This is a genomic window from Geminicoccus harenae (assembly GCF_019800005.1).
Classification (GTDB): domain Bacteria; phylum Pseudomonadota; class Alphaproteobacteria; order Geminicoccales; family Geminicoccaceae; genus Geminicoccus; species Geminicoccus harenae.
In genome coordinates this window covers 182,776-207,727 of sequence record NZ_JABGCL010000010.1, presented here as the reverse complement: position 1 = coordinate 207,727, position 24,952 = coordinate 182,776, and the positions used below count along the sequence as shown (strand labels likewise).

Genomic DNA, 24,952 nt, shown 5'->3' with positions numbered 1-24,952 from the left:
CGCCCCAGCACAAGGCCAGCACCACCGGCAAGAAGCCGAACAGGAACGGGTAGGAGCTGAACACCATCGGGATACTCATTGGCTCAAGAGTCTGCAGCCGCTGAACCCTCGATTGGTCGTATCCGGCTGCCTGCCCGAGGCGCCTGGGGCGGCGGGGCCAGCCGGCATTAGTTATCGACGGCGCACGAGTACAGCAGAATTTTACTAAACTTTTAGGTAACGGCAAGAAACCATCAACTAACAGTTGTTGATGCTGCTTTTGTTCTTCTTGCGATGGCAAATGCGCGCCGTCAGCCGCACCGATGGCCAGGCTCCGCCAGGATCCGCGTCGGGCCGTCACGCACCGATTCTAGAAACGGGATGGCCGGAAGGGGCGCTGCGCCTCTATACCCGGAGGCCACGGGCGACAGGGAAGCCCGGCCACAGGAGGAAAGAGCCAATGCCCATTCTCTACACCACCAAGGCATCCGCCACTGGTGGCCGCCAGGGCCATGCGCGCAGCGAGGACGGCAAGGTCGACGTCCAGCTCGACACGCCCAAGGAGCTGGGCGGCGGCGGCGGCCCCGGCACCAATCCCGAGCAGTTGTTCGCCGCGGGCTATTCCGCCTGCTATCTCGGCGCGCTGAAGTTCGCCGCCAACCAGCAGAAGGTGAAGATCAGCGACGACGCCAAGGTCACCACCAGCGTCGGCATCGGCCCGCGCGAGGACGGTGGCGGCTTCGGGCTCGCCATCTCCATGGAGGTGAGCCTGCCGGGCGTGGACCGGGCCAAGGCCGAGGAGCTGGTCAAGGCCGCCCACGTGGTCTGCCCCTACTCCCACGCGATCCGGGGCAACCACGAGGTCAAGACCACGCTGGTCTGACTTCGGACGGGCGCTAGCGGCCGGTGCGGCGGATCGCCTGCACGGCCGTGTCCAGCGCCACCAGGAAGCGCGAGCGGTCTTCCTTGCCGAATGGCCGCCCGCCGCTCCGGATCTCGCCGGTCTCGCGCAGCGTGGTCATCAGGTTGCGCAACGCGAGGTCGGCGCCGATGGAGGAGGGCGTGAACGCCTTGCCGTTCGGCCCCAGCACCCGCGCCCCCTTCTTCACGCAGCGGTCCGCCAGCGGGATGTCGGCGGTCACCACCACGTCGCCCTCGCCCGCCTGCTCCGCGATCCAGTCGTCGGCCTTGTCCAGCCCCTCGGTGACGATCACCCGGCTGATCCGCGGATGCTCGGGCACGCGCAGCCACATGTTGGCCACGACGACCACCTTCCACTGGTAGCGGTCCGCGACCCGATAGATCTCGTCCTTCACCGGACAGGCATCGGCATCGACATAGATCGTGTTCAACCGCCCTCCGCCTCCTGCTGGCCAGCACATCATGTCCTGCCTGGGGTTCGAGCGCCATGCCTCAAGAATAATCAAAGAAAAACATCGACTTGGCGGTTCCCCACCGCGTGCGCCGCCCATATGCTGGCCCGGACAAGCGCACGGGGGGTAGCCAGGTCGACATGAGCCGTCATCACGTCATCGAGCCGACGCCGGAGAACATGGTCTACGGCTTTTTCGACGCCACGCTGCCGCCGGTCCTGGAGGTGGATTCAGGGGATACCGTGACTCTGACGAGCTGGCCCGCAGGCGGGCTGGACAGCCTGCCGCCCGACCGCTCGCGCGTCTCCGAGCTGAATCTCGCTGCCCATGAGCGTTCCCTGGGCAACGGGCCGCATTTCGTGACCGGCCCGATCTATGTGCGCGGTGCCGAGCCCGGCGACGTGCTGCAGATCGACATCCTGTCGCACGAGCTGCCCTATGACTGGGGCTTCGTCTCCGTCCTGCCCCTGCTCGGCACGCTGCCGGACGAGTTCACCGAGTACGAGACGATCTTCCCCGACATCGACCGCAACCAGCGCACGATGAAGCTGCCCTGGGGCAAGGAACTGCCGCTCGACCCGTTCTTCGGCGTGCTCGCGGTGGCCCCGCCGAAGGCCTGGGGCCGCCAGCCGACCCCGCCGCCGCGCGTGTTCGGCGGCAACATGGACAACAAGGAACTCAAGCCCGGCACGACCCTGTACCTGCCGGTGTTCAACGAGGGTGCCCTGTTCAGCGCCGGCGACGGCCATGGCGTGCAGGGCGACGGCGAGGTCTGCATCACCGCGCTGGAAACGGCGCTCACCGGCACCTTCCGCCTCACCGTGCGCAAGGATCTGGGCTACACCTACCCGTTTGCCGAGAACGAGACCCACCTGATCTCGATCGGCCTCCACGAGGACCTGGACGACGCCGCCGCCCAGGCCGTACGCCAGATGGTCGAGCATATCTGCCGGCGCACGGCGCTCAACCGCAACCAGGCCTACATGCTCTGCTCGCTGGCGGGCGACCTGCGCGTCACCCAGACGGTGGACGGGCAGAAGGGCTGTCACATGATGCTGGGCAAGGACAAGCTCTGAGCCAGTCCCGCCTTTTGCTGTCATCCCCCGCGCAGGTGTTGTGTCCCGAGTGATTGGTTGGAGCGGGCGGACCTGCTAGCTGGTGTGCGTTTGGTCAGGGAGCGTCTGGGATGGACCTGAAGCTGCATGCCGGTGCCACCACCACGCCCAGGACCCGCGCCTACATCCAGGCGAGCGACCAGCCGGTGGCGGTCCTGGCCGCCGAGCTGGGGGTCAGCCAGACCACCATCCGCCGCTGGAAGAGCCGGCAGGCGGTGCATGACCGGCCCCACACGCCCAAGCGGCTGGCAATCGGCCTGTCGCCGCTGGAGGAGGGGCTGGTCTGCGCGTTGCGCCGGACCCTGGCCTTGCCGCTCTACGACATCACCCTGGTCATGCGCCGCTGCGTCCGGCCCAGCCTGTCGCGCAGCGCCATTCATCGCTGCCTGGTCCGCCACGCCCTGAACCGCCGCCCCGCCTCGGCGAACCCGCCGGCCGGCCGGTTCGCCGATGCCCCGATCGGCTTCATCCATGTCGATTTGAAGCACCTGCCGGCCCTTCGACGGCAGAAGGCCTATGCCTTCGTCGCCATCGACCGGGCCACCCGCTATGTCTACCTGGAGGTGCAGCCCCGCCGCGACGCCGTCACCGCCGCCGGCTTTCTCGACCGCTTCCTCGCCCACTTCCCCCACCCGGTGCACACCGTGCTGACCGACAATGGCAGCGAGTTCACCGACCGCTTCGCCGTCGACATGAAAGACAAGCCCGAGGGCAGGCCCTCCGGCCGACACCCGTTCGATCGCCTCTGCACCCGGCACGCCATCGTCCACCGGCTCATCCGGCCGTTCCGGCCGCAGACCAACGGCCTGGTCGAGCGCTTCAACCGCCGCCTGGCCGAGACGCTGCGCCGCCGCCCGCCCAGCGCACGCAACGGCGGCAAGAACGCCTTCGACAGCCATGGTGAGCACGACGCCTTCCTCCTGCGCTTCGTTCACAACTACAACCGCACCTGCCTGCGCTGCCTGAACTACCAGGCACCCCTCGACGTGCTCACCAATCATCTGGGACACAACACCTGCGCGGGGGATCAACCGTGGACGCTTCCGCAGGTAGATCCCCCGGTCGAGCCGGGGGATGACGGATGAGGCCTCACCGCCCCTGCTGGTAGCCCTGGTGGTGGGTGTTCTGGTTGATGTTGCCCTGCCGGCCCTGCTCCTTGAGGTTGTTCCGGGTCGGCGCCTTGGGCGAATGCTCCTTGGGCTGGCTCGGCGTGTGGGAGGTCATGCCGGGGTCGCGGTTCTGCTCGGGGATCGGCGGTGTCTTGCTCATGCTGCCTGCTCCTTGCTGGCCTGAGAGGGTAACCGCGGCAGGCGGGATACGTTCCGCGCCGGTCACCGCGGGTTGAGCCGCCTTCCTTCCCGGCGCACAGTCGCGCCCGCGCTCAAAAGAACCGGCGCCAGGGAGGCAAACGAACATGACCGTCGAAGGCAGCATCATCCAGGTGGCCTATCTCGTGCGCGACCTGGAGGCGGCGATGCAGCGGCACTGGGAGGTCTGCGGCCAGGGGCCCTGGGACGTCTACGAGTTCGACGCGACCAAGGTCGACGACTTCATCTATCGCGGCAAGCCGGCGACCCATAAGGCATTGCTGGGGCTCACCTGGAAGGGCCCGGTGCAGATCGAGCTGATCCAGCCGGTCAGCGGCTACTCCATCTATGACGAGCACATGGAAAAGCACGGCGAGGGCCTGCACCATGTGAAGCTCTACCATGCCGACTGCCAGAAGGCGGTGGCCCATTACACGGCCAAGGGCTACCCCGTGATCCAGAGCGGCCGGTTCGACCAGGACGAGCACTACTATCTCGATACCGAGAAGGACTTCGGCTACGTGATCGAGCTGGGCAATGTCGGACGGGTCCCGCCGCCCGACCGGCGCTATCCCGCCTGACTTAGCCCTGATTGTCCCGCCGGACCTGCGCATCCTTCACGAACTGCGACACCCGGCCGATCTCGCGCGGATCGGTCCGCACCGTGTCCTTGGGATTCTCGATCGACGCGGCATCGGCGGCGGCGTGCGGCCCCGGCTGCGGGTGATGGACCGGTGCGCTGCGCTTGCGCTCCAGCGCCGCCTGCAGCCGCGCCACGTTCTGCTGCCGGCGCCGCTCCACCGAGAGATGGTCGAGCCGGCCGTTCACCCGCCGCAGCGCCTGGGAAAACACCTGCTTGCGGGCAGCCAGATGCTGCTCGTTGGCCGAGCCCTCCCGCTGGCTGCGCGGCTCCGCCTTGCCCCGGCGCAGGCGCCGCCCCTGGCGGATCTGGCCCTGCAGCCGGCCGCGTTGCTCGCGCAGCCAGCGGGCCAGTTCCACCAGCTCGTCCCGTTCCGCGCCGACCAGCCCCGGGTAATGGCTGAAGCGCACCCGCTCCAGCTCGCTGGCCGACAGAAGGCTGCGCTCCCTGGACGCCCCGATGCTCATGGCTCCCCTCCTGGTGTTTCGACAGGTCCATCCGGTTGACCGATATGAGGCGCGGCCGGTCATTCTCCAGATGCCGCATGCAAATAGGCCGTACCTGTGCGAACTTCGGCCGCAGATCAGGGAATGGATGAAACGATGACGGAGTTACTGGTGGTGGGCGCCGGGCCGGTCGGCCTGACCATGGCGATCGCCCTGGCCCGCCAGGGCATCGCCTGCCGGATCATCGACCGACTGGACGCGCCCAGCCCCTATTGCCGCGCCATCGGCGTCACTCCACGCACGCTCGAGGTCTGGGACGATCTGGGCATCGTCCGGCCGATGATCGACCACGGCATCTGGCTGCGCGGCCTGCGGATGGTGGTGAACCGCCAGGTCGTGCAGGAGGTGACGGGCGGCCTGCCGGACCTGCCCTACGGGCTGAACCTGGGCCTGCCACAGAACGTGACCGAGCGCATCCTGACCGCGCATCTGGCGACATTGGGCATCGTGATCGAGCGCGGCACGGCGCTGACCTCGCTGGCGCAGGACGGGGACGCGGTGCAGGTCACGCTGGAGCGGGACGGTCGGAGCGAGACGGCCGGCTTCGCCTATGTGGTCGGCTGCGATGGTGCCCACAGCAGCGTGCGCAAGGCGCTGGGCATCGGCTTTCCGGGCGAGGCCTATCCGGTCGAGTTCATGCTGGGCGACGTCCACGTGGCGACCGACCTGCCGCGCGGCGTGGCGCTGCGCGCGGTCGGCTTCGGCGAGGAGGGCATGACCGGCTTCCTGGTGGCGATCCCGCTCCCGGAAGCGCAGCGCTACCGGCTGTCCATGTTCGCGCCCGACGATCTGGCATCGCCTCCGGCGGGCGACGGGATCGCCCACGGCATCCAGTCCGAGCGGCCGGCCCCGGGGCTGGGGCGGCTGCAGGCCGAGGTCGACGCCGTCCTGCCCGGCCTGGTGCTGTCCGACCTGCGCTGGTCGTCGATCTACCGCATCAGCATGCGCCTGGCCGAGCGCTACCAGGCGGGCCGAGTGTTCATCGCCGGCGATGCCGCGCACATCCACCCGCCCACCGGCGGCCAGGGCATGAACACCGGCATCCAGGACGCCTACAACCTCGCCTGGAAGCTGGCCCTGGTGATGGGGGGTGCGGCACCGCCCGAACTGCTGGACAGCTACGAGGCGGAGCGCCGGCCGGTGGGTGAGGACGTGCTGGCACGGACGATCGCCGAGACCGAGGCGTTCCGCACCGGTGCCCGTGGCGGTGGCGGCGAAAGCAAGCTCCAGGGCGCCCAGCTCGCCATCAGCTACCGCGACAGCGCCTGGGTCCGTGACGAGGCCGGTGCCGCGGTGGCGGACGAACCGCAGGCGGGCGACCGGGCGCCGGACGCGGACGGCCTGGCGCAGGCCGAGCTGGGCTATCCCCTGCGCCTGTTCGACCTGCTGCGCGGGGCCGGGCACGTCCTGCTGCTGCGGCTGGACGATGCCGGCGACGCCGAGGCGGCCCGGGACCTCGCCGCCAGCCTCGCCGCCCGCCACGGCGGCCTCCTGCGCTGCTACGCGCTGGCCCCTTCCGGCCGGGCTTCGGACGAGATCGCGGGCCTGCCGCTCCTGGTGGATGCGGCCGGCGAGTTCCAGCGCCGCTATGGCGGGTCCGGCCGGGCCGCCTGGCTGGTCCGGCCGGATGGCTATCTCGGCTACCGGACCGGCGACTGGGGCGGCAGCGGCCTGCCCGCCTGGCTGGAGCGGGTCCTGCCGGCAGCGGCCGGCCGTCGCAGCCGGTCCCCTTGAACCGGCCGGGCCGCGGCCGACGTTTCTGAAGGCGGATCGAGACAACGATCCATCACCGAAGAAAGGGAGCCTCGCATGGAACGGCCGCTGCAGATCACCTACAAGGGCCTGGAGACGTCCGAATTTCTCGATTCGCTCATCCGCGAGCGGGCCGCGAAATTGGAGCGCTACCATCCGAACGTGATCGGCTGCCGTGTCGTGGTGGAGGTACCGCACCGCAGCGCCGAGAGCGGCAAGACGCCGATCGGCATTGCGGTGGAAGTCGAGGTCCCGGGGCGGAACCTGGTGGTCGCCAAGGCCGGCACCGAGCGGCGCGAGGCCAAGAACGACCACACCCAGATCGTCACCCGTGCCTTCGACATGGTGCAGCGCCAGCTCGAGGACGGTGTCGAGGCGCAGCGCGACGTGAACCGCCAGGTCGGCGGGAGCGATCTCCAGACCGGCCAGGTCGTCCGGCTGTTCAAGGACGCCGACTACGGCTTCGTCGAGGTGAGCGGCGGCACCGACCTGCACTTCACCCGCTCCGACGTGATCAGCGGCAACTTCGACGAGCTGGAGGTGGGCACCATGGTTCAGGTGACCCCGTCGCCGGCGCTGGGTCCGATGGGACCGCGCGCCTCCGAGATCCGGCTGTTCACCCGGGACCGGACGCCCTGACCCGTCCGGCCGGCTGATCGGGAAGACCCGGTCGATCGACGAGGGCAGCGCCCGGCCGTCCTGACCAGGCGCGCCTGGTCAGGACGGCACCTTGCACTGGGTCGTGGGCTTGCCGTCGGCGGTCCAGCTCGCCTCGTCGCCCTTGCCGCGCAGCTCGTTGCCCGCATCGGCGTACCACATGCCCGAAGCCGAGCGCTGCTGCGGGATGATCAGGGTCTCGCCGCCGTTCTCGCTGACGATCGCCGAGTCCGGCTCGAACCAGACCTCGAGCGTATTGCCGTTCTCGCAGTGATAGGTGACGGTGGCGACGTCCCGGATCTCCGGGTCGTTCTTCGGTTGCGCGGCGCAGGCCGTCATCGCAGCCAGGGCGGCGGCAGCCAGGGCGGCCGGCCAGATGTCGATCTTCCTCTTCCCGGACGGCACTGCCGACCTCCACTGACTTGGTTCGCTTGTCGTAGACGCAGACGACCATCGCCTGGCCGTCGCCGCCACGTTCTTTGCCCCGCACCACTGCCAGCCCGAAGGACGGGCTGCCGAACGGATCGACCGTGGCCGCGGCATCTTCGAGAAGCGGTGCCGCCTCGGCAAGGTAGGCCGCGGCCACGTCGTCGCGAAATCTCGACCAAGCCTCGTCCGTGGCCGCCTGCGCAGCGCCTGGCAGGCACAAGGCCAGGGCCACGCTCACCCTGCTGCCGGTCCGCCCCATCGCTTCCCTCCGCTCCGCGCGTTCCCGGCCGGAACTTGAAGCCGGCCTTTAGTATTACTGATCCGATCCGATGCGGGAGACGATTGCCGCCAGCCCTGTGGGTTATGTAGATCTATGCCGCCGGCCCGTCCGCCGGCCGCGGGCATTTGCCGGTCCAGCTTGCGCCGCGAGACCAAACGCTAAGCGCCACGACCCTGTCGTGGTTCACCTTCACAAAAGGCGAACCATTCATGTCTACCTCGCCCATCGGCTTCCTCCGCCAACCCGAACGAACCAGGTCCGAGGGATCGATGCCCAGGGATGATCGTCCCCTTCCCGTCATCGTCGACAACCAGCCGATCGGCCTCCTGCTCGAGGCCGGCCAGGGCTTCCGCTTCGTGGCTGCCGATCCGGCCTTCCGCCTGCTCGACGGCAGCCGGTTCTTCCGCCTGGAGCAGGTCCAGCGGGCGGCCGGTGCGATGAAACGCGCCCTGGCCGAACGCGGCCCCGGCGGGCGCGCGGCCTGCCGGGCCTGCTGACCCGGCGCCAGCCATGCTTGGCGGAGCGCCGGGGGCGTTATATCCTGTCGGAAATCTCGCTCCCGGAGGCTCCATGCTTCGCCGCCGCCATCTCGCCGGTGCCGCCTTGGCCCTGGGGCTCCTGTTCCCGCTGGGTGCGCATGCGGCGGACAGGCTCACCGTGTTCGCGGCGGCCAGCCTGAAGAATGCCCTGGACGAGGCCATCACGGCGTTCAGCGCGGACGGCGGCACCGAGGTGGTCGCCTCCTATGCGGCGAGTTCCGCGCTCGCCAAGCAGATCGAGGCGGGAGCACCCGCGGACCTGTTCATCTCGGCGGACATAGCCTGGATGGACTACCTGGCCGAGCGCGACCTGATCGAGCCGGCCAGCCGCGTCGACCTCCTGGGTAACACGCTGGTGCTGGTGGCGCCGGCCGATGCGGACATCGCCGCCACCGGGATCGGCGCCGATACCGATTTCGCCGCTCTGCTGGGCGACGGGCGCCTTGCCGTGGGCCAGGTCGATTCCGTGCCTGCCGGCAGGTACGCCAGGACAGCGCTGGAGAAGCTCGGTGCCTGGCCCGCAGTCGAGGCGAGGCTCGCCCAGTCCGACAATGTCCGCGCCGCTCTGGCCCTGGTCTCGCAGGGCGGGGCCCCGCTCGGCATCGTCTATGGCAGCGACGCGGCGAGCGACGCCGAGGTCAAGGTGGTCGGCACCTTCCCCGAGGCCAGCCATCCGCCGATCATCTATCCGGCGGCCCTGGTTAAGGCCGATCCGGCCAGGCCCGAGGCCGCCGCCCTCCTGACCTTCCTCCAGGGCGACAAGGCGGCGGCCGCCTTCCGCAAGGCGGGCTTCACCGTGCTGGACGGTGCTGCGTCCTGACCGGGTCGGCGGGCTGACCCGCGGGCGATGGATGCCTGGCTCACCCCTGAGGAATGGACCGCGGTCCTCCTGAGCCTGCGGGTCGCGACCGTCGCGACGCTGTGGAGCCTGCCGTTCGGCCTGCTGGTCGCCATGCTGCTGGCACGCGGCCGCTTCCCCGGCCGGGCCCTCCTGGACACGCTGGTCCACCTGCCGCTGGTCCTGCCTCCGGTGGTGACCGGCTACCTCCTGCTGCTCACCTTCGGCCGCCGCGCCCCGGTGGGCAGCTTCCTCGCCGAGCAGTTCGGGATCGTGTTCGCCTTCCGCTGGACCGGTGCGGTGCTGGCCTGCGCGATCATGGCCTTCCCCCTGATGGTCCGGGCGATCCGCCTCTCGATCGAGGCGGTCGACCGCCGGCTGGAGCAGGCGGCCGGCACGCTGGGTGCCCATCCCGCCTGGGTGTTCCTGACCGTCACCCTGCCCCTGATCCTGCCCGGCATCGTCGCCGGCATGATCCTGTCGTTCGCCAAGGCCCTGGGCGAGTTCGGCGCCACCATCACCTTCGTGTCGAACATCCCGGGCGAGACCCAGACCCTGCCGAGCGCCATCTACACCCTGACCCAGATCCCCGACGGCGAGGCCGGCGCCATGCGCCTGGTCCTGGTCGCGGTGGCGATCTCCATGGCGGCGCTGATCGGCTCGGAACTGCTGGCCCGGCGGATCCAGCACCGGATCGGCGCATGAGCCTGGAGGTCCGGGTCCGGCACCGCCAGGGCGGCTTCCTCCTCGATGCCGGGTTCGCCAGCGCGGGCGGGCTCACCGTCCTGTTCGGCCGCTCCGGCTCGGGCAAGACCACGCTCGCCAACGCGATCGCCGGCCTGAACCGCCCGGGCGAGGGCGTCATCCGCCTGGGCGACACCGTCCTGCTGGACAGCGTCCGCAACATCTTCCTGCCGGCACACCGGCGCCGGATCGGCTATGTCTTCCAGGATGCCCGGCTGTTCCCGCACCTCTCCGTGCGGCACAACCTGGCCTACGGGACCTGGTTCACCAGACATCGCGAAGCGGTGGCGGAACTGGACCAGGTGATCGACCTCCTGGGCATCGGCCACCTGCTCGACCGGCGCCCGTCCGGCCTGTCCGGCGGCGAGCGGCAGCGGGTCGCGATCGGCCGGGCGCTGATGGCGAGCCCGCGCCTGCTCCTGATGGACGAGCCGCTGGCGTCCCTGGACGAGGCGCGCAAGACCGAGATCCTGCCCTTCATCGAGCGGCTGCGCGACGAGGCCGGCATCCCGATCGTCTATGTCAGCCACGCCGTGGCCGAGGTGGCACGGCTCGCCACCACGGTCGTGGTGCTGGCCGATGGCCAAGTCGTGCGCAGCGGGCCGGCGCGGCAGGTGATGGCGAGCCTCGACATCTTCCAGGGCCAGGAGCGCGCGGAGGCAGGCGCCCTCCTGGACACGGAACTGGCCGGGCACGAGCCCGCCTATGCCCTCTCGGTGCTCCAGGCGCCGGCCGGCCGCCTGCTCGTGCCGCTGCTGGACCGGCCGGTCGGCGCGCCTGTCCGCCTGCGCATCCGCGCCCGCGACGTCACGCTGGCCGTGCGCCCTCCCGATGGCCTGAGCGCCCAGAACATCCTGCCCGGCCGGATCACCGCGATCGGCCGTACCGACGGCCCGGTGGTCGACGTCCAGCTCGACTGCGCCGGCGACCTGCTGATCGCCCAGGTCACCCGCCGCGCCATCGCCACCCTGCCGCTCGAGGTCGGCCGGCCGGTCTTCGCCATCGTCAAGAGCATCAGCTTCGCGGATGGCAGCGACATGGGACCACCGGCCTGAATCTGCTATCCTGGCCGCCTCGGGTGCAGGACGTTCCGCGGCCCGGGCCCGACCCGACGTTTTGCGAAACGAACCCGAGCCGGCCGCATCCTCGTTTGGCGAAACGAACCCGAGCCGGCGGGCGACCTGCCACCGCACGTTCCGTAGATAACATTCGACATCCGCGCTTGACGCCCGGACCGGCGGCACCGTCTACACCGTGACGCGCCCGCCCGGAGGAACCGCCGCTTGCCCGTCCGCCTGCTCCGCATCGCGATCCTCTGGCTCCTGGCGCTCGCGACCCTGTGGACGGCCGAGCCCTACCTGCGCGCCCTGCTGTTCTCGGCCGACGAGCCCCGGGCGATCACGGCCAGGGGTGCGCTCGCCGAGTTCGAGCAGAACGCCATCGAGGTGTTCGCGTCCCGCTCAGGCGCCGTGCCGCTGATCGCGACCCGCGGCCGGGGTGGCGGCGGCACCGGCTCGGGCCTGATCTGGGACGAGGCCGGGCACATCGTCACCAACAATCATGTGGTGGCCGGCTCGCGCGACGTGGTGGTGCAGTTCGGCGCCGGCAGCCCCGTGCCGGCCACGGTGATCGGCACGGCACCCGACTACGACCTGGCGGTGCTGCGCCCACGCATCTCGCTGGGCGCCATCGAGCCGATCCCGCTCGGCAGCTCGGCGAACCTGACCGTCGGCCAGACCGTCTATGCGATCGGCAACCCGTTCGGGCTCAGCCGCTCCATGTCGTCCGGCATCGTCAGCGCGCTCGACCGGCGCCTGCCGACCGCATCGGGCCGGGAGATCCGCGGCGTGATCCAGACCGACGCCGCGATCAATCCCGGCAATTCCGGCGGGCCGCTGCTGGACACGGCCGGCAGGCTGATCGGGGTCAACACCGCGATCTACTCGGAGACCGGCAGCTTCGCCGGGGTGGGCTTCGCCGTGCCGGTCGACGTGGTGAACGAGATCGTCCCGCAGCTGATCCGCCACGGCCATGCGCCGCGGCCGGGCATCGGCATCGCCACGCTGGACGAGCGGATCGCCGCCGGGCTGGAGGCGCCGGGCATCGTGGTCGCCGAGGTGCTGCCGGGCGGTGCCGCCGACCGCGCCGGCCTGGTCGGCATCGACCCCCGGACCCAGCGCCTGGGCGACATCATCACCCATGTCGAAGGCCAGGAAGTGCACACCATCGCCGAGCTGGCCGAGCACCTGACCCGGGCCGGGATTGGCAGCGAGGTCGAGCTCACCGTGATCCGCGACGGCCAGCAGCGCCGGGTCCGGGTCCAGGTGATCGACATCGCCTGATCCCGGGCCTGACCCGGCTTCCGTCGGCCGTCAGCCGATGCCGTTCTGCTTCGCCACGACGTCGGTCAGCATCGGCACGTAGTCGTCGCCATGCCCGGTGCCGACCGCCAGCGCGTAGCTGTTGCGCACCGCCGCCCCCACCGGGTTGGCCAGGCCCACCGAGTTCGCCAGTGCCGCCAGGTAGGACACGTCCTTCAGCCCGTTGCGCAGGGTGAACTTGTGGGCGTTGCGGTCGCCCTCGATCACGTAGCGCCGGAAGGTCTGGTAGAAGCCGCAATCCATCCGGCCGCCCTGGATCACGCTGTCGAACACCTGCGGGGTCAGGCCGACCTTGCCGCCGAGCGCCAGCGCCTCGGCGTAGAGCGCGGCATAGCCCATCGACAGGAAGTTGTTCAGGAGCTTCATGGTGTGCCCGGTGCCGACGGGCCCGGTGCGGATGATCCGGCCCGAGAAGGCCTCCAGCACCGGCCGGGCCCGCTCCACCACCTCGTCCGGGCCGCCCACCATCACGTCGAGCTGGCCGGCCTCGGCATCGACCGGGGTACGCCCCAGCGGCGCGTCGATCAGCGTGATGCCCTTGGGCGCCAACTCCTCGGCCAGCCTGGTGGTCACCGAGGGGTCGGAGGTCGAGCAGTCGATCACCAGGAGCGGCCGGCCGGCGGCGGCCAGCCCGTCCGGCCCGGTCAGCACCGCCTGGACCTGCGGGGCGCCGGTGACGCAGAGCAGCACGATGTCGGAGCGCTCCGCCAGCTCCTTGGGCGTGCGCGCCTCCTCGGCCCCGCGACGCTTCAGGTCCTCCACCGGCTCGCGGTTCCGGTGGCCCATGACGGTCAGGGGCCAGCCCTTCTCGACGATGTTCTTGGCCATGCCGTGGCCCATCAGGCCGACGCCGATGAACCCGATGCGTTCCTTGCTCACGTTCCGCTTCCCCGTGGACCTGTTGGATGGCGCCGCCAGCCGAGGCAGCCGGCCCGGGACCCTAGGAGCCCGGGTCGATATGTCCAGCCCGCACCGGCCTTGCCGGGACGATCAGCCGGCAGCGAGGCGGGCTTCGTCGTCCCGGGACCAGCCGGTGCTCCCGTCGCGACGCAGCTCGCCCAGGGGTGTGAGCGGCAGGTCGAGACGGCCCGGATAGATCGCGATCTTGCCGGACAGGCGGCCCTCCGCCACCGCCTCCAGCGCGTCCGGCAGCGCTCCCAGCCCGCCCACCGCCTGGAGGTTGCCGGCCAGGTCCAGCCTGCCGGCGGTCACCCGGTCGAGCACGGCGATCTGGTCGGCCACGGCCGAGCCCGAGGAGCCGGTGAAGCGCACGCCGTCATGGCCGATCCGCCAGAGCGGCAGCCGGCAGGGCTTGCCGAACGGCATGCCCGAGAACAGGACGAGCATGCCGCCCGCCGCCAGATAGCCGGCCCCCGTCTCGATCAGCCCGACATCGGGCGCCACCACCACGACATCGTCGCAGCCGCCAGGCGCCAGCTCACGCACGGTGGCCGGCACGTCCGCATCGTCCAGGATCACGAGCCGCTTGCCGTTGCGCCGGGCGAGCTGGCCGAAATCCTCCTCCAGCGCCCGGCGCCGCGCCGGCTTGCGCGAGGTCGCGAGGATGGTGGCTGGCCCATCCGCCATCTCCACCGCCCGATGGAGGTGGATCCGGCCCATCGCCCCACCGGCACCCAGGATCAGCAGGACCCCGCCGGCCTTCAGCTCGAAGCGGCACCGCTCCGGACGGAACGCATCGGCCAGCCCAGCCCCCTCCGTCCCGAGCAGCGACAGGGCATGGTAGTGGATCCGGGCCGCGTCCACCGTGACCAGGGCCTGTTCCTGCGCACCCGCCAGCACCAGCAGCCCGCCCCGGTCGAGCCGGTCCAGCAGCGCAGTGATCTGCTCCGGCGGGATTCGGCCGCGCAGGATGATGTCGTCGAAGCCGGGCCCCTCGGGCTCGGCCAGGAACCGGTCGACGGCCGGATGCTGCTCGACCGACTTAGCCGGCGCCGTCCAGGCCTCCGCCGCCTGGTCGGCCGCGACCAGCGTCACCTCCCCGGCCGGCATGGCGACGTCCAGCGCCACCGCATCGCCACCATCGCCGGTCACCAGCAGGAGCCTGCCGCCCTGCTTCAGCCCGGTCCGGCAGTTCGGCCGGTAGGCCGCCTCCACGCAGGAATAGGGTTCCAGCATCGCGATCGTGGCAGCGCTCACCTGATCCGGCACAGGGAAGACATAGGGCTCGTCGTCGCCGCCCAGCGTGCGCGCGTCCAGGCGGATGTGCTGGGCGAAGCCGCCCGGCAGGTCCATGCCGATCGTGTGGCGCCGGCCGGCCACGGTGATCGCCGGCTGCAGGCCCAGCCGGTCGCCCGGGCGGTAGCGGCCCTGCCAGTTCTCGCCCACCGCCACCACGGTCAGTGCCATCTCGTGGCCCAGCACCGCCGGCTCCTTGGCCAGGTCGCGCTCCGAGAACAGGGGATGAGCGGCACCCATCCGGATCACCTTGATGTCGGACGAGCAGACGCAGGCGGCATCGACCCGGGCGATCACCTCGTCCGGCCCCGGCGGGGCGAGCGGCGCCTCGACGAAGCCGCCATCCTCCCCGATGTCGCGCAGGTCGCCCCCGGCGAACGGCCAGAAGCGGGTGGTGTCGGGCAGGTCGTGCTTGGTCATCGGCTCCGGCTCCTGGCGATGATGCGGTCGGTGGCGGCAAGGCGCGGCAAGGCGGTGGCCGGCTCCTGCACGGCGACCAGCGCATACAGGGCGTCGATCACCATGAGCTGGGCCATCTTCGCCACCATGGATTCGTGGATGCCCTCGCCACCGGTGGGCCGGCTGGCCGGGGTGGCGAGCAGCACGTCGGCAGCGCGGGCGAGCGGCGAGTTCATCGAAGAGGTGATCGCCACCGTCGGCATGCCCGCGGCCCGCGCCTCCTGCACCGCGGCCTGGACCACACGGGTGCGCCCGGAATCGCTGATCGCGACCAGCGTGGCGCGTCCGGCCAGGCCGGCGATGGCGAAGAGCTGCAGGTTGGGGTCGCGCTCGAAGATGCAGGCCTTGCCGATCCGGACGAAGCGCATGACCCCGTTCTCCGCGGCGAGCAGGGAGGAGCCGATCGCGACGAACAGGATCGTGTCGCGGGCCGCCACCAGCCGGGCGGCCTTCGCCAGTTCCCCGGGATCGAGCAGGTGCCGGGCCGCCTCGATCGCGTCGACCTGCCGGTGCGCGATCTTCGCGATGATCGTGCCAGTGTCGTCGCCGAGCGTGATGCCTTCGTAGACTTCCGGGCCGTGCGGTGCCGTGCCGGCCGCCCGGCCTTCGGCCAGCATGATGCGGAACTTCTGGTAGCTGTCGGCCCCCATCGAGCGGACGAAGCGGCTGACGGTCGCCTGTGACACCCCGGCTGCCTGTGCCAGCTCGCCGATCGTCATGGCCTTCACCCGGTCGGGCTCCGCCAGGACGAAGTCCGCCAGCCGGCCGAGCGTCGGGTTCAGGCCCGGGCGCTGCGCCTGGATCCGTCCGGCCAGTTCCGCCGCGGCTGCCGCCATTCTCCCCGGTCCCCGTTCCATGTTCCGCATCTCTGGAAATAATTTTCCTTTCAGGCCGCTTGCAATGAAATTCTCCTTCTGGCAGCTCCGCGGGCCATGAGGCCCGGCTTTTGCCGCCCCCTTTGCCAGGAGATCGAGATGTCTGCCGAGATCAGCAATCTGGCCGCCTTCATCGACCACACCATCCTGAAGCCCGACGCCACCCGCGCCGAGGTGGCGCGCCTTTGCGCCGAAGCGAAGGAGCACGGCTTCAAGTCGGTCTGCGTGAACGCCATCCATGTCGCCGAGGTGGCCCAGGCGCTGGCCGGCAGCGAGGTCCTGGCCTGTGCGGTGGTGGGCTTCCCGCTGGGCGCCACCCTGCCCGCGATCAAGGCCGCGGAGGCGGCGGCAGCGGTCGCGGCCGGTGCGGCCGAGATCGACATGGTGATCGACATCGGTGCCTTGAAGGACGGGCGGGTCGATGCGGTCCAGGCGGACATCGCCGCGGTGCGCACGGCCTGTGGCGACGCGGTGCTCAAGGTCATCATCGAGACCTGCCTGCTGACCGACGAGGAGAAGCGTCAGGCCTGCCAGGCTGCCAAGGCGGCGGGTGCCGATTTCGTGAAGACCTCCACCGGGTTCAGCAAGTCCGGCGCCACGGTCGAGGACATCCGGCTGATGCGCGCCACGGTCGGCCCCGACATGGGCGTGAAGGCCTCGGGCGGGATCCGCACCCGCGCCGATGCGCTGGCGATGATCGAGGCCGGTGCCAGCCGGATCGGTGCGAGCGCCAGCATCGCGATCGTCGGAGAGGCGGCGCCTAGCGGAGCCTCGGCCTACTGAGCGCTTGGCAGCTCCCACACAAATGTGCTGTGAGTTCAAAAAGTAGATATCGCCTTGACCGGATAGGTCGGACGTATCAAAGCTCAGGCCCGAATCGGGCCGCCTGATCGGGTCGAAGTCAGCCCGCCATGCTCGGGCATTGGGGAGGAACCAAGTTGAAGCACCTGCTCTTGGGCTGTGCCGTCGCAGCGCTGATGCTGGGCAGCCAGGCTGCCAAGGCCGCCGACTGCGTGGTCGGCGTCGCCATGTACACGCTGGGCGCCCCCTATTTCGCGGCCCAGGTCGCCGCCGCCGAGGACCAGGCCAAGAAGGCCGGCTGCACCGTCTATACCTCGGACGGGCAGAACGACATGGGCAAGCAGATCTCCGACGTCGAGGACATGGTGGCGCGCGGCGTCAACCTGCTGATCCTCAACCCGCGTGATCCGGAAGGCCTGGTCGCCGCCGCCGACGCCGCCACCGCGCAGGGTGTCAAGGTCGTGGTGATGGATTCCAGCATCAACACCCGGGCCAACGTCGTCACCCAGGTGCGCTCCTCCAACGACCAGAACGGCTTCCTGGTCGGCCAGTGGCTCGCCCAGGAGATGCAGGGCAAGCCGATGAAGATCATCCTGCTCTCGGGTGACAAGGGCAACGAGGTCGGCCGTGATCGCCGGCTCGGCGTGTTCCGCGGCCTGGTCGAGGGCCAGCTGGTCAACGAGGGCAAGGTCGCCTTCGAGGTGGTCGGCCAGGGCTGGGGCGGCTGGTCCCACGAGGGTGGCCTCGCCGCCATGGAGGACCTGCTCACCGCGCATCCCGATGCGAACGTCGTGCTCGGCGAGAACGACTCGATGGTGCTGGGCGCGCTGAAGGCGCTGGAAGCCTCGGGCAGGACCGACATGCTGGCGCTCGCCGCGGCCGACGGCCAGAAGGAGGCCCTCGCCATGATCAAGGAAGGCAAGTACGGCGCCACCGGGCTGAACGACCCGGACCTGGTTGCCCGCACCGCCGTCGACATCGGCCTGCAGGCGCTGGACGGCAGCCTGCCGGCGGACTTCCCGAAGCTGAAGCTGACCGAGCCGGCCGTGATCACCCAGGAGAACGTGGACCAGTACTATCGCGAAGACGCGGTGTTCTGAGCCCAAGGGACCGGCCGCCGCCTGGATCCAGCCGGCGGCCGGCCCTCTCTTCTCCCATGTTCCCCACGCTCGCGGTGCCGACATGACCGAACTCGCCCGGCTCCATGCCATCACCAAGTCGTTCGGTGGCGTCCATGCGCTCCGCGGCGTCGACTTCGACATCCGGGCCGGCGAGGTCCATGCGCTCCTGGGCGAGAACGGGGCCGGCAAGTCGACGCTGATGCGCGTCCTGAACGGCGAGTTCCCGCCGACCTCCGGCGAGATCGTCATCGGCGGCAAGCCCGTCCACCTGCGCGACCCGCATGCCGCGCGCGAGCATGGCATCGCGGTGGTCCACCAGGAACTGGCCCTCGCGCCCGACCTGTCGGTCGCCGAGAACATCTTCCTGGGCGAGCTGCCGGGCGTGATCGGCTGGGGTGCGCTCAAGGCCCGCGCGCGCGGGCTGATCGAGCGCCTGGGCTTCCAGATCGACCCGGGTGCCATCGTCGGCACGCTCGCCGTCGCCCACCAGCAGGTGGTCGAGATCGCCAAGGCGCTCTCGCGCGACGTGAAGATCATCGTGTTCGACGAGCCGAGTGCCGTGCTGTCCGCCCAGGACGCGGGCCGCCTGCACCGGATCATCGCCGACCTGCGCGGCCAGGGCGTCGGCATCGTCTACATCTCCCACCGGCTGGAGGAGATCTTCAAGATCTCCGACCGGATGACGGTGATGAAGGACGGCCAGAACGTCGGCACCGTGAACAATGGCGACATCACGATCGACGAGCTGATCCGCATGATGGTCGGCCGGCCGCTCTCCGCCATGTTCCCCGAGCGCGGCCGCCGCACGATCGGGCAAGAAGTCCTGCGCCTGGACCGGATCAATGCCGGGCGGATGGTGCAGGACGTGAGCCTGTCGGTGCGGGCCGGCGAGATCGTCGGGCTGGGCGGGCTGGTGGGCTCGGGCCGCACCGAGGTCGCCCGCGCCATCTTCGGCGCCGACCGCCTGGACAGCGGCAGCATCCACATCAACGGCAAGCCGGTCCAGCTGCGCACGCCGGTCCATGCGGTGAAGGCCGGGATCGGCCTGGTTCCGGAGGACCGCAAGCTCCATGGCGTGATCCTGGACAAGCCGATCCGCGTGAACGCGACCATGGCCAGGCTGTCCGCGGTGGTGAACGCGCTGGGCTTTCTGCGCCAGGGTCTGGAGCGCAAGCTCGTCACCGAGCTCGGCCAGAGCCTGCGCCTGAAGGCCTCCAGCATCGATGCACCGGTCTCCAGCCTGTCCGGCGGCAACCAGCAGAAGGTCGTGCTCGCCAAGTGGTTCCACGCCGGCGGCGACCTGATCATCCTGGACGAGCCGACCCGTGGCGTCGACGTGGGTGCGAAGACCGAGATCTACGCGCTGATCAACAAGCTGGCCGAGGATGGCAAGGCGGTCCTGGTAATCTCCTCGGAGCACCAGGAACTGTTCGGCCTGTGCGACCGGATCCTGGTGATGGGCCAGGGCGAGCTGAAGGGCGAGCTCCTGCCCGCCGATTACAGCGAGGAACGGCTCCTCGCCCTTTCGATGACCGGGCGGACCACCGCCCCTGCAATGGGTGAAGCGGCATGATCTCTGCAGTCGAGGCGCCGGCGGAGCGCAAGGGCGGCACCAGCTTCGGCGTGCTCCTGCAGCGGTTCGGCACGCTCGCGATCTTCATCGTGCTGGTGATCGTCGCCACGCTCTGGTCGGACGCGTTCCTGTCCCGCCCCAACATCCTGAACGTGCTGCGCCAGGTCGCCACCGGTGCCGGCATCATGGCCGTGGGCATGCTGTTCGTGATCCTGACCCGCGGCATCGACCTGTCCGTGGGCTCGATCCAGGCACTCGGCAGCGTGCTGACCGGCTATTTCGTGGCGATGTCGGGCTATGGGCCGCTGGTGACCATCCTGCTGGTGCTGCTGGCCGGCGGTGCCTGCGGCCTGTTCACCGGCTTGTTCGTCGCCTATCTGCGCCTGCCGCCCTTCGTCATGTCGCTGGCCATGCTGGCGATTGCCCGTGGCCTGGCGCTGATCATCTCGGACGGCCGCCCGATCCCGCTGGGCGAGCCCGGCAGCGCCTTCACCTCGTTCGGCTCGGGCTTCCTCTGGGGCATCCCACAGCCGGTGCTGCTGATGTTCCTCGTGTTCATCCTGGGCGGCATCGTCCTGAACTACACGCGGTTTGGCCGGGTCATCACCGCGATCGGCTCCAACGAAGAGGCGGTGCGCCTCGCCGGCATCCCGGTGCCCCGCTACATCCTGGCAGTCTACGTGCTCTCCGGCGTGCTGGCCGCGGTCGCCGGCGTCATCTCGTCGAGCCGGACCGGCGTGGGCTCGGCCCAGGTCGGCGTGGGCGCCGAGCTGAACGTGATCGCGGCGGTGGTGATCGGCGGGGCCAGCCTGATGGGCGGCCGGGGTGGCGTGATCAACACGTTCCTGGGCGCGCTGATCATGGGCATCATCGCCAACATCATGAATCTCGCCGGCGTGCCGGGCTACCATCAGCAGGTCTACATGGGTGCCATCATCGTGGTCGCCATGCTCCTGCAGTTCGGCACCGGCGCCCTGAAGCGCTGAGCTGCCGGCCCGCTTCGCCACTCTCGCAAGGAAGGGCGCGCTTCAGCGCGCGCTCTCCAGGACGACCAGACGGAAGACCGACCATGCTTGCTGCCGTGATGTACCAGCCGGGCGACATCCGCCTGGAGGACCTGCCGAAGCCGAAGCCCGGCAAGGGCGAGGTGCTGCTCAAGGTCGCGGCGGTGGGCGTGTGCGGCTCGGACATCCCGCGCATGCTGATCAAGGGTGCGCACCGCATGCCGATCGTGTGCGGCCACGAGTTCTCCGGCGAGGTGGTGGAGCTGGGCGAGGGTGCGGAAGGCTTCGCCCCGGGCGACCTGGTCGGCGTGGCGCCGATGCTGCCCTGCCGGGTCTGCGACCAGTGCGCCACCGGCAATTTCTCGCGCTGCCGCAACTACGACTATTTCGGCAGCCGCCGCGACGGCGCCTATGCCGAATATGTCTGCGCGCCCACCGGCAACCTCTTGAAGGCTCCGCCCGGCACCGACCCGCGCGCCGTGGCCATGACCGACCCGGCTTCCATCGCGCTCCATGCGATCTGGAAGGCCAAGCCGACGCTGGGCGACCGTGGCGGCGTGATCGGCTGCGGGCCGATCGGCCTGTTCGCGATCCAGTGGATGAAGCTGATGGGCTGCCGCGACATCGTCGCGGTGGACGTGTCCGAACGGAAGCTGGAGCAGGCCCGCGAGGCCGGTGCTTCCCACACCTTCCTGGTCACCGACGCGGTGCCGCAGGATCTGAAGTGCGACCTGATCGTGGAGGCCGCCGGCCACCCGTCCTCGATCAACTTCGCCGCCAACTTGGCGGCACCCGGCGGCCATGTCGTGTTCATCGGCATCCCGGTGGGCGACGTCACCCTGGACAACAAGACCTTCCAGCACTTCCTGCGCCAGGAGGTGAGCCTGCATGGTGCCTGGAACTCGTTCGGCGCGCCCTATCCCGGCCCGCAATGGACCGTCACGCTCGACTACCTGGCCTCCGGTGCGCTGCGCTGGGAGTTCATGATCACCCATGAGCTGAAGCTGGACGAGCTGCCCGGCATGTTCGGCAAGATCAAGGCCGGCGGCGAGTTCTTCTCCAAGATCATGTTCCGGCCGTAAGGCCGGCGAGGGGGCAGAGGGGATGGCGTTGCTGCTGGGCCTGGACTTCGGCACGGGCGGCGTGCGGGTCGGCCTGTTCGACCTGGACGGGCGGCGGATGCTGGCCGACCGCGAGGCGCCATACGCCACCACCTATCCGCATGCCGGCTGGGCCGAGCAGTCGCCGGCCGAATGGTGGGCGGCGGCAGGGGCGGCCACGCGCGGCTTCCTGCGCGAGCTGGGCCAGCCCGAGGTCGCCGGGATCTGTGCCGCCACCACCGCCTCCACCGTGGTGGCCTGCCGCAAGGACGGCACGCCGCTGCGCCCGGCCCTGCTCTGGATGGACTGCCGCGCCGCCGAGCAGGCCGACCGCACCGCAGAGCTGGATCATCCGGTCCTGGCCTATGCCGGCGGCAGCGATGCCGCCGAATGGCTGGTGCCCAAGGCCATGTGGCTGAACGAGCACGAGCCCGACACCTACCGGCAGGCGGGGATCGTCTGCGAGTGCCTGGACTGGGTGAACTTCATGCTGTCCGGCCGCTGGGTCGGCTCGCGCATGAACGCCACCTGCAAGTGGAACTACGACTCGGTCCAGCGCCGCTTCCACCCTGACCTGTATGCCGCACTGGGCATCCCGGACCTGCCGGAGAAGCTCCCGCCGGAGATCGTGCCGGTGGGCGGGACGATCGGGCCGATCAGTGCCGCCGCCATGGAGCATCTGGGCCTGCGCAACCAGCCGGTCCTGGCCCAGGGCGGGATCGACGCCCATGTCGGCATGGTCGGTGCGAACACCATGGCACCCGGCGAGATGCTGATGATCGGCGGCACCTCGGTGGTGCAGCTCTTCCAGCTCGGCCGAGAGCAGGACGTGTCCGGCTTCTGGGGGCCCTACCCCCATGCGCTGGTCGACGACCACTGGCTGGTCGAGGCCGGCCAGGTCTCGGCCGGCTCGGTGCTGTCCTGGTTCGCGAAGGACATGTTCCGGCTTGACGATGCCGGCCTCAAGGATCTGGTGCGGGAAGCCGCCGCCATGGAGGTCGGCAGCACCGGCCTGCTGACCCTCGACTATTTCATGGGCAACCGGACGCCCTACCGGGACCCGCATCTGCGCGGCACCGTGCTGGGCCTCTCGCTCGGCCACGACCGCGTGGCCCTCTACCGCTCGGCAGTCGAAGGCGTGGCGCTGGGTTCGGCCAACGTGCTGCGCCGGATGAACGAATTGGGCATCTCCTGCCGGCGGGTGGTGAGTGCCGGCGGCTTTGCCAAGAACCGGCTCTGGCTCCAGGCAACCGTCGATGCGATCGGCATGCCGGTGCAGCTCGCCACCGACACCAACCTCTCGATCCTGGGTGCTGCCGCCTGTGCCGCCACCGGGGCCGGGCTGTTGCCGGATCTGTTCGCTGCGGCCGATGCCGTGGCCCCGTCCACCGCCACGATCGAGCCCGAGCCCGGCGCCCATGCCCGCTATGCGGAGCTGCTGGAGGACTATCTGGAGGCGACCCGGCTGCTGGCCCCGTTGTCACGGCGCCTGGCGGCCCGGCAGCGCCAGCGGCCCGGCTGATGGCCGAGGCCGGCCAGCGCGACGTCCATCTGCGCGACCTGTCGGCGGACGAGCGTCTCCAGCTCATGATCCAGGTGGCCAAGCGCTACTACCACCTGGACATGACCATGGGCGAGATCGCCGCCGAGCTGGGCCTGACCCGCTGGCAGGCGAGCCGGCTTCTGGCGGATGCGCGCGAGAGCGGCGTGGTCCGCATCGAGATCGTCCCGCACACCCCGCGCCTGCCCGAGCTGGAAAGCCGCCTGCAGCGCCGCTTCGGGCTGAAGGACGCCGTGGTCGTCCCGCAGGATCCGGATGCCAGCGACGAGCTGATGCTGGATACGGTGGCCCAGGCCGCCGGCCGGCTGCTTGCCGGGCTCGACCGCTACAAGCTGGTCGGCGTGTCCTGGGGCCGGACCATGAGCGCCGTCGCCCGCCGCCTCCCCCCTTTTTGGAACAAGGGGGTGGAGGTGGTGATGCTGAACGGTGCGATGTACCTGCGCGATTCGCCCCTGCGCACCAACAACGTGGCCGAGCTGTTCGCCCGTGCCGCCAACGGCCACGCCATCCTGCTGCCGGTCCCGGCGATCCTGGGCAAGGCCGCGACCCGGGTGGCGCTGGAGCAGGACCCGACCATCGCCGGCGTTCTGGAGGTCGGCCGGAAGGCCGAGGTGATCTGCTTCGGCCTGGGCGCGATTGCGGCCGATTCGGTGCTGGTGCAGTCGGGCTTCGTCGGCGAGGCGGAAGTGCAGCACCTGAAGGCCAAGGGTGCCGTCGGCGACATCCTGAGCCGCTACATCGATGCAGAGGGCCGGATCGTCGATCCCGACCTGGATGCCCGGACGATCGGCGCCGACCTCGCCTCCTGCCGCGAGCGCGCCTTCGCGATCGGGGTCGGCACCGGCCGGGCCAAGCATGCGGTGACGCTGGCAGCATTGCGGGCCGGCTACCTCAACGTGCTGGTGACCGACGAGCAGACTGCCCTGTTCCTGCTGGAGGCCGGCTGAGCTGCTGGTCTGGGCCTCACCGCCAGATGTTGATCGTCGCCAGCATGCGGGTCAGGTGATCGGCGACCAAGCGCTCGGCGCGGGGTGCGTCGCGGGTGGCGATCGCGTCGACGATCGCCTTCAGTTCCCCATGAGTCTGCTCGCGCACCGGTGCCGGCGGCTGCCGGCCGACATCCTGCCCGTCGAAATCGACCTCGCGCCGGTCCGCCAGGATGCTGTCCATCACCTGCACCAGAAAGCGGTTCTTGGTGCTGGCGAAGATCTGCCGGTGCAGGGCGTAGATGCTTTCCTTGAAGTCCAGCCAGCTCGCCGCCGCCTGGATGCGCTGGAGGCTCTGGCGCATCGCTTGGAGCTCAGGCTCCTCGGCCCGGCCCACCACCAGATGCATCATGGCCGGCTCGAACAGGAGCCGCCCTTCTGCGATCTCTGCCAGGCTCGGTACGTCCTGGTGCTCCGGCGCATCGGTCTGGTCCATGCGGACGAACACCCGGTCCACGTCGTCCGCCAGGAAGGTGCCGCTGCCGACCCGGCGCAGCACCAGGCCCTGCCGCTCCATCATGGCGAGGGCTGCCCGCACGGCGGTGCGGCCGGTGCCGAACCGGTGTGCCAGGTCGCGCTCGTTGGGCAGGCGGGCGCCGGGCGGCAGCGAGCCGTCGCGGATGCCGCGCAGCAGCGCCCGGTAGATCAGGGCCGGCGTGGGCCGCTCGTGCGGCGGCACCCGCGCGGTGGCTGGCTGATTGGCAGGCTCCTGGAGTGGCGGGGCGGGCAAGGTCCG

Annotated in this window: 27 protein-coding genes; 18 read left to right on the top strand and 9 right to left on the bottom strand. The window is 70.1% G+C overall.

The genetic code is table 11. The annotated features are described in order from the left end of the window. On the bottom strand, positions 1–340 hold a 340-nt coding region (locus HLA95_RS12035), incomplete at its 3' end, for a hypothetical protein (protein ID WP_222183439.1). Positions 341–439: 99 nt separating this feature from the next. Here HLA95_RS12035 and HLA95_RS12030 point away from each other — a divergent pair. Next, positions 440–862 (top strand): organic hydroperoxide resistance protein, encoded by a 423-nt coding sequence (locus HLA95_RS12030; RefSeq protein WP_191060900.1) that lies wholly within the window; start codon positions 440–442, stop codon positions 860–862. A 13-nt stretch (positions 863–875) separates the two neighbouring features. On the opposite strand, the gene HLA95_RS12025 is transcribed toward HLA95_RS12030, so the two are convergent. Then, positions 876–1,331 carry a YaiI/YqxD family protein gene (locus HLA95_RS12025; RefSeq protein ID WP_222183437.1) on the bottom strand — a complete coding sequence of 152 codons (456 nt, stop codon included), beginning with the start codon at positions 1,329–1,331 and terminating at the stop codon, positions 876–878. 161 nt (positions 1,332–1,492) lie between these two features. Between HLA95_RS12025 and HLA95_RS12020 the strand changes: the two genes are divergently transcribed. Next, the gene (locus HLA95_RS12020) at positions 1,493–2,428 is read left to right on the top strand and encodes an acetamidase/formamidase family protein (protein WP_191060902.1); all 936 of its coding nucleotides are present in this window, start codon (positions 1,493–1,495) and stop codon (positions 2,426–2,428) included. A gap of 110 nt (positions 2,429–2,538) precedes the next feature. Continuing rightward, a complete protein-coding gene (locus tag HLA95_RS12015) occupies positions 2,539–3,552 on the top strand; it encodes a DDE-type integrase/transposase/recombinase (RefSeq protein WP_191060903.1) in 1,014 nt (337 codons plus the stop codon). A gap of 4 nt (positions 3,553–3,556) precedes the next feature. Here the strand turns inward: HLA95_RS12015 and HLA95_RS12010 are convergent, their stop codons facing one another. Beyond that, positions 3,557–3,736 carry a hypothetical protein gene (locus tag HLA95_RS12010; protein WP_159711957.1) on the bottom strand — a complete coding sequence of 60 codons (180 nt, stop codon included), beginning with the start codon at positions 3,734–3,736 and terminating at the stop codon, positions 3,557–3,559. A 145-nt stretch (positions 3,737–3,881) separates the two neighbouring features. On the opposite strand from HLA95_RS12010, the gene HLA95_RS12005 reads away from it, so the two are divergent. Continuing rightward, the gene (locus tag HLA95_RS12005; protein WP_191060904.1) at positions 3,882–4,355 is read left to right on the top strand and encodes a VOC family protein; all 474 of its coding nucleotides are present in this window, start codon (positions 3,882–3,884) and stop codon (positions 4,353–4,355) included. A 1-nt stretch (position 4,356) separates the two neighbouring features. On the opposite strand, the gene HLA95_RS12000 is transcribed toward HLA95_RS12005, so the two are convergent. Then, positions 4,357–4,881: a hypothetical protein gene (locus HLA95_RS12000; protein WP_222183436.1), complete on the bottom strand. Its 525-nt coding sequence runs from the start codon at positions 4,879–4,881 to the stop codon at positions 4,357–4,359. Positions 4,882–5,016: 135 nt separating this feature from the next. Here HLA95_RS12000 and HLA95_RS11995 point away from each other — a divergent pair, with 135 nt between their 5' ends. Both HLA95_RS11995 and HLA95_RS11990 read left to right on the top strand, forming a co-directional pair. After that, a complete protein-coding gene (locus HLA95_RS11995) occupies positions 5,017–6,654 on the top strand; it encodes an FAD-dependent monooxygenase (protein WP_222183434.1) in 1,638 nt (545 codons plus the stop codon). Between the two features lie 75 nt (positions 6,655–6,729). Then, a complete protein-coding gene (locus tag HLA95_RS11990; protein ID WP_222183432.1) occupies positions 6,730–7,311 on the top strand; it encodes an HPF/RaiA family ribosome-associated protein in 582 nt (193 codons plus the stop codon). 78 nt (positions 7,312–7,389) lie between these two features. Here the strand turns inward: HLA95_RS11990 and HLA95_RS11985 are convergent, their stop codons facing one another. Further along, on the bottom strand, positions 7,390–7,734 hold the full coding sequence (locus HLA95_RS11985) for an MliC family protein (RefSeq protein ID WP_191062202.1): 345 nt from the start codon (positions 7,732–7,734) through the stop codon (positions 7,390–7,392). 573 nt (positions 7,735–8,307) lie between these two features. On the opposite strand from HLA95_RS11985, the gene HLA95_RS11980 reads away from it, so the two are divergent. The 5 genes from HLA95_RS11980 (at position 8,308) to HLA95_RS11960 (ending at position 12,501) form a co-directional block, all read left to right on the top strand. Then, positions 8,308–8,535 (top strand): hypothetical protein, encoded by a 228-nt coding sequence (locus HLA95_RS11980; RefSeq protein ID WP_191062203.1) that lies wholly within the window; start codon positions 8,308–8,310, stop codon positions 8,533–8,535. Between the two features lie 73 nt (positions 8,536–8,608). Next, on the top strand, positions 8,609–9,397 hold the full coding sequence (modA, locus tag HLA95_RS11975; RefSeq protein ID WP_191061843.1) for a molybdate ABC transporter substrate-binding protein: 789 nt from the start codon (positions 8,609–8,611) through the stop codon (positions 9,395–9,397). A 27-nt stretch (positions 9,398–9,424) separates the two neighbouring features. Next, on the top strand, positions 9,425–10,120 hold the full coding sequence (gene modB / locus HLA95_RS11970; protein WP_191061844.1) for a molybdate ABC transporter permease subunit: 696 nt from the start codon (positions 9,425–9,427) through the stop codon (positions 10,118–10,120). Then, positions 10,117–11,214: a molybdenum ABC transporter ATP-binding protein gene (modC, locus tag HLA95_RS11965; protein ID WP_222183429.1), complete on the top strand. Its 1,098-nt coding sequence runs from the start codon at positions 10,117–10,119 to the stop codon at positions 11,212–11,214. The genes modB and modC overlap by 4 nt, the downstream gene beginning before the upstream one ends. A gap of 228 nt (positions 11,215–11,442) precedes the next feature. Continuing rightward, the gene (locus tag HLA95_RS11960; protein WP_222183427.1) at positions 11,443–12,501 is read left to right on the top strand and encodes a S1C family serine protease; all 1,059 of its coding nucleotides are present in this window, start codon (positions 11,443–11,445) and stop codon (positions 12,499–12,501) included. Positions 12,502–12,531: 30 nt separating this feature from the next. Here the strand turns inward: HLA95_RS11960 and HLA95_RS11955 are convergent, their stop codons facing one another. From HLA95_RS11955 to HLA95_RS11945, 3 genes are all read right to left on the bottom strand, one after another. Further along, positions 12,532–13,458 (bottom strand): NAD(P)-dependent oxidoreductase, encoded by a 927-nt coding sequence (locus tag HLA95_RS11955; protein ID WP_255591878.1) that lies wholly within the window; start codon positions 13,456–13,458, stop codon positions 12,532–12,534. 72 nt (positions 13,459–13,530) lie between these two features. After that, the gene (locus HLA95_RS11950; protein WP_191059206.1) at positions 13,531–15,156 is read right to left on the bottom strand and encodes an alcohol dehydrogenase catalytic domain-containing protein; all 1,626 of its coding nucleotides are present in this window, start codon (positions 15,154–15,156) and stop codon (positions 13,531–13,533) included. Next, positions 15,153–16,031, bottom strand: a complete 879-nt coding sequence (locus tag HLA95_RS11945) for a MurR/RpiR family transcriptional regulator (protein ID WP_191059207.1) — start codon at positions 16,029–16,031, stop codon at positions 15,153–15,155. Before HLA95_RS11945 ends, HLA95_RS11950 begins: the two co-directional genes overlap by 4 nt. A 138-nt stretch (positions 16,032–16,169) precedes the next feature. Between HLA95_RS11945 and deoC the strand changes: the two genes are divergently transcribed. The 7 genes from deoC to HLA95_RS11910 all read left to right on the top strand — a co-directional run bounded on the left by deoC (position 16,170) and on the right by HLA95_RS11910 (position 24,177). Continuing rightward, positions 16,170–16,853 carry a deoxyribose-phosphate aldolase gene (gene deoC, locus HLA95_RS11940; protein WP_191059208.1) on the top strand — a complete coding sequence of 228 codons (684 nt, stop codon included), beginning with the start codon at positions 16,170–16,172 and terminating at the stop codon, positions 16,851–16,853. A gap of 194 nt (positions 16,854–17,047) precedes the next feature. After that, entirely contained in the window at positions 17,048–17,971 is a 924-nt protein-coding gene (locus tag HLA95_RS11935) for a sugar ABC transporter substrate-binding protein (protein ID WP_370467485.1), read from the top strand. An 82-nt stretch (positions 17,972–18,053) separates the two neighbouring features. Beyond that, positions 18,054–19,565, top strand: coding sequence for a sugar ABC transporter ATP-binding protein (locus HLA95_RS11930; RefSeq protein ID WP_191059210.1), 1,512 nt, complete (start codon positions 18,054–18,056; stop codon positions 19,563–19,565). Beyond that, on the top strand, positions 19,562–20,551 hold the full coding sequence (locus HLA95_RS11925) for an ABC transporter permease (protein WP_191059211.1): 990 nt from the start codon (positions 19,562–19,564) through the stop codon (positions 20,549–20,551). The genes HLA95_RS11930 and HLA95_RS11925 overlap by 4 nt, the downstream gene beginning before the upstream one ends. An 83-nt stretch (positions 20,552–20,634) precedes the next feature. Beyond that, entirely contained in the window at positions 20,635–21,651 is a 1,017-nt protein-coding gene (locus tag HLA95_RS11920) for a galactitol-1-phosphate 5-dehydrogenase (protein WP_191059212.1), read from the top strand. 22 nt (positions 21,652–21,673) lie between these two features. Further along, positions 21,674–23,191 carry an FGGY-family carbohydrate kinase gene (locus HLA95_RS11915; RefSeq protein ID WP_222183425.1) on the top strand — a complete coding sequence of 506 codons (1,518 nt, stop codon included), beginning with the start codon at positions 21,674–21,676 and terminating at the stop codon, positions 23,189–23,191. Continuing rightward, complete coding sequence (locus tag HLA95_RS11910) at positions 23,191–24,177, top strand: sugar-binding transcriptional regulator (RefSeq protein WP_191061611.1); 987 nt, start codon at positions 23,191–23,193, stop codon at positions 24,175–24,177. The genes HLA95_RS11915 and HLA95_RS11910 overlap by 1 nt, the downstream gene beginning before the upstream one ends. Before the next feature lie 16 nt (positions 24,178–24,193). Here HLA95_RS11910 and HLA95_RS11905 read toward each other — a convergent pair whose 3' ends face one another. Continuing rightward, positions 24,194–24,946, bottom strand: a complete 753-nt coding sequence (locus HLA95_RS11905) for a FadR/GntR family transcriptional regulator (protein ID WP_222183423.1) — start codon at positions 24,944–24,946, stop codon at positions 24,194–24,196. Between the last annotated feature and the right edge of the window lie 6 nt (positions 24,947–24,952).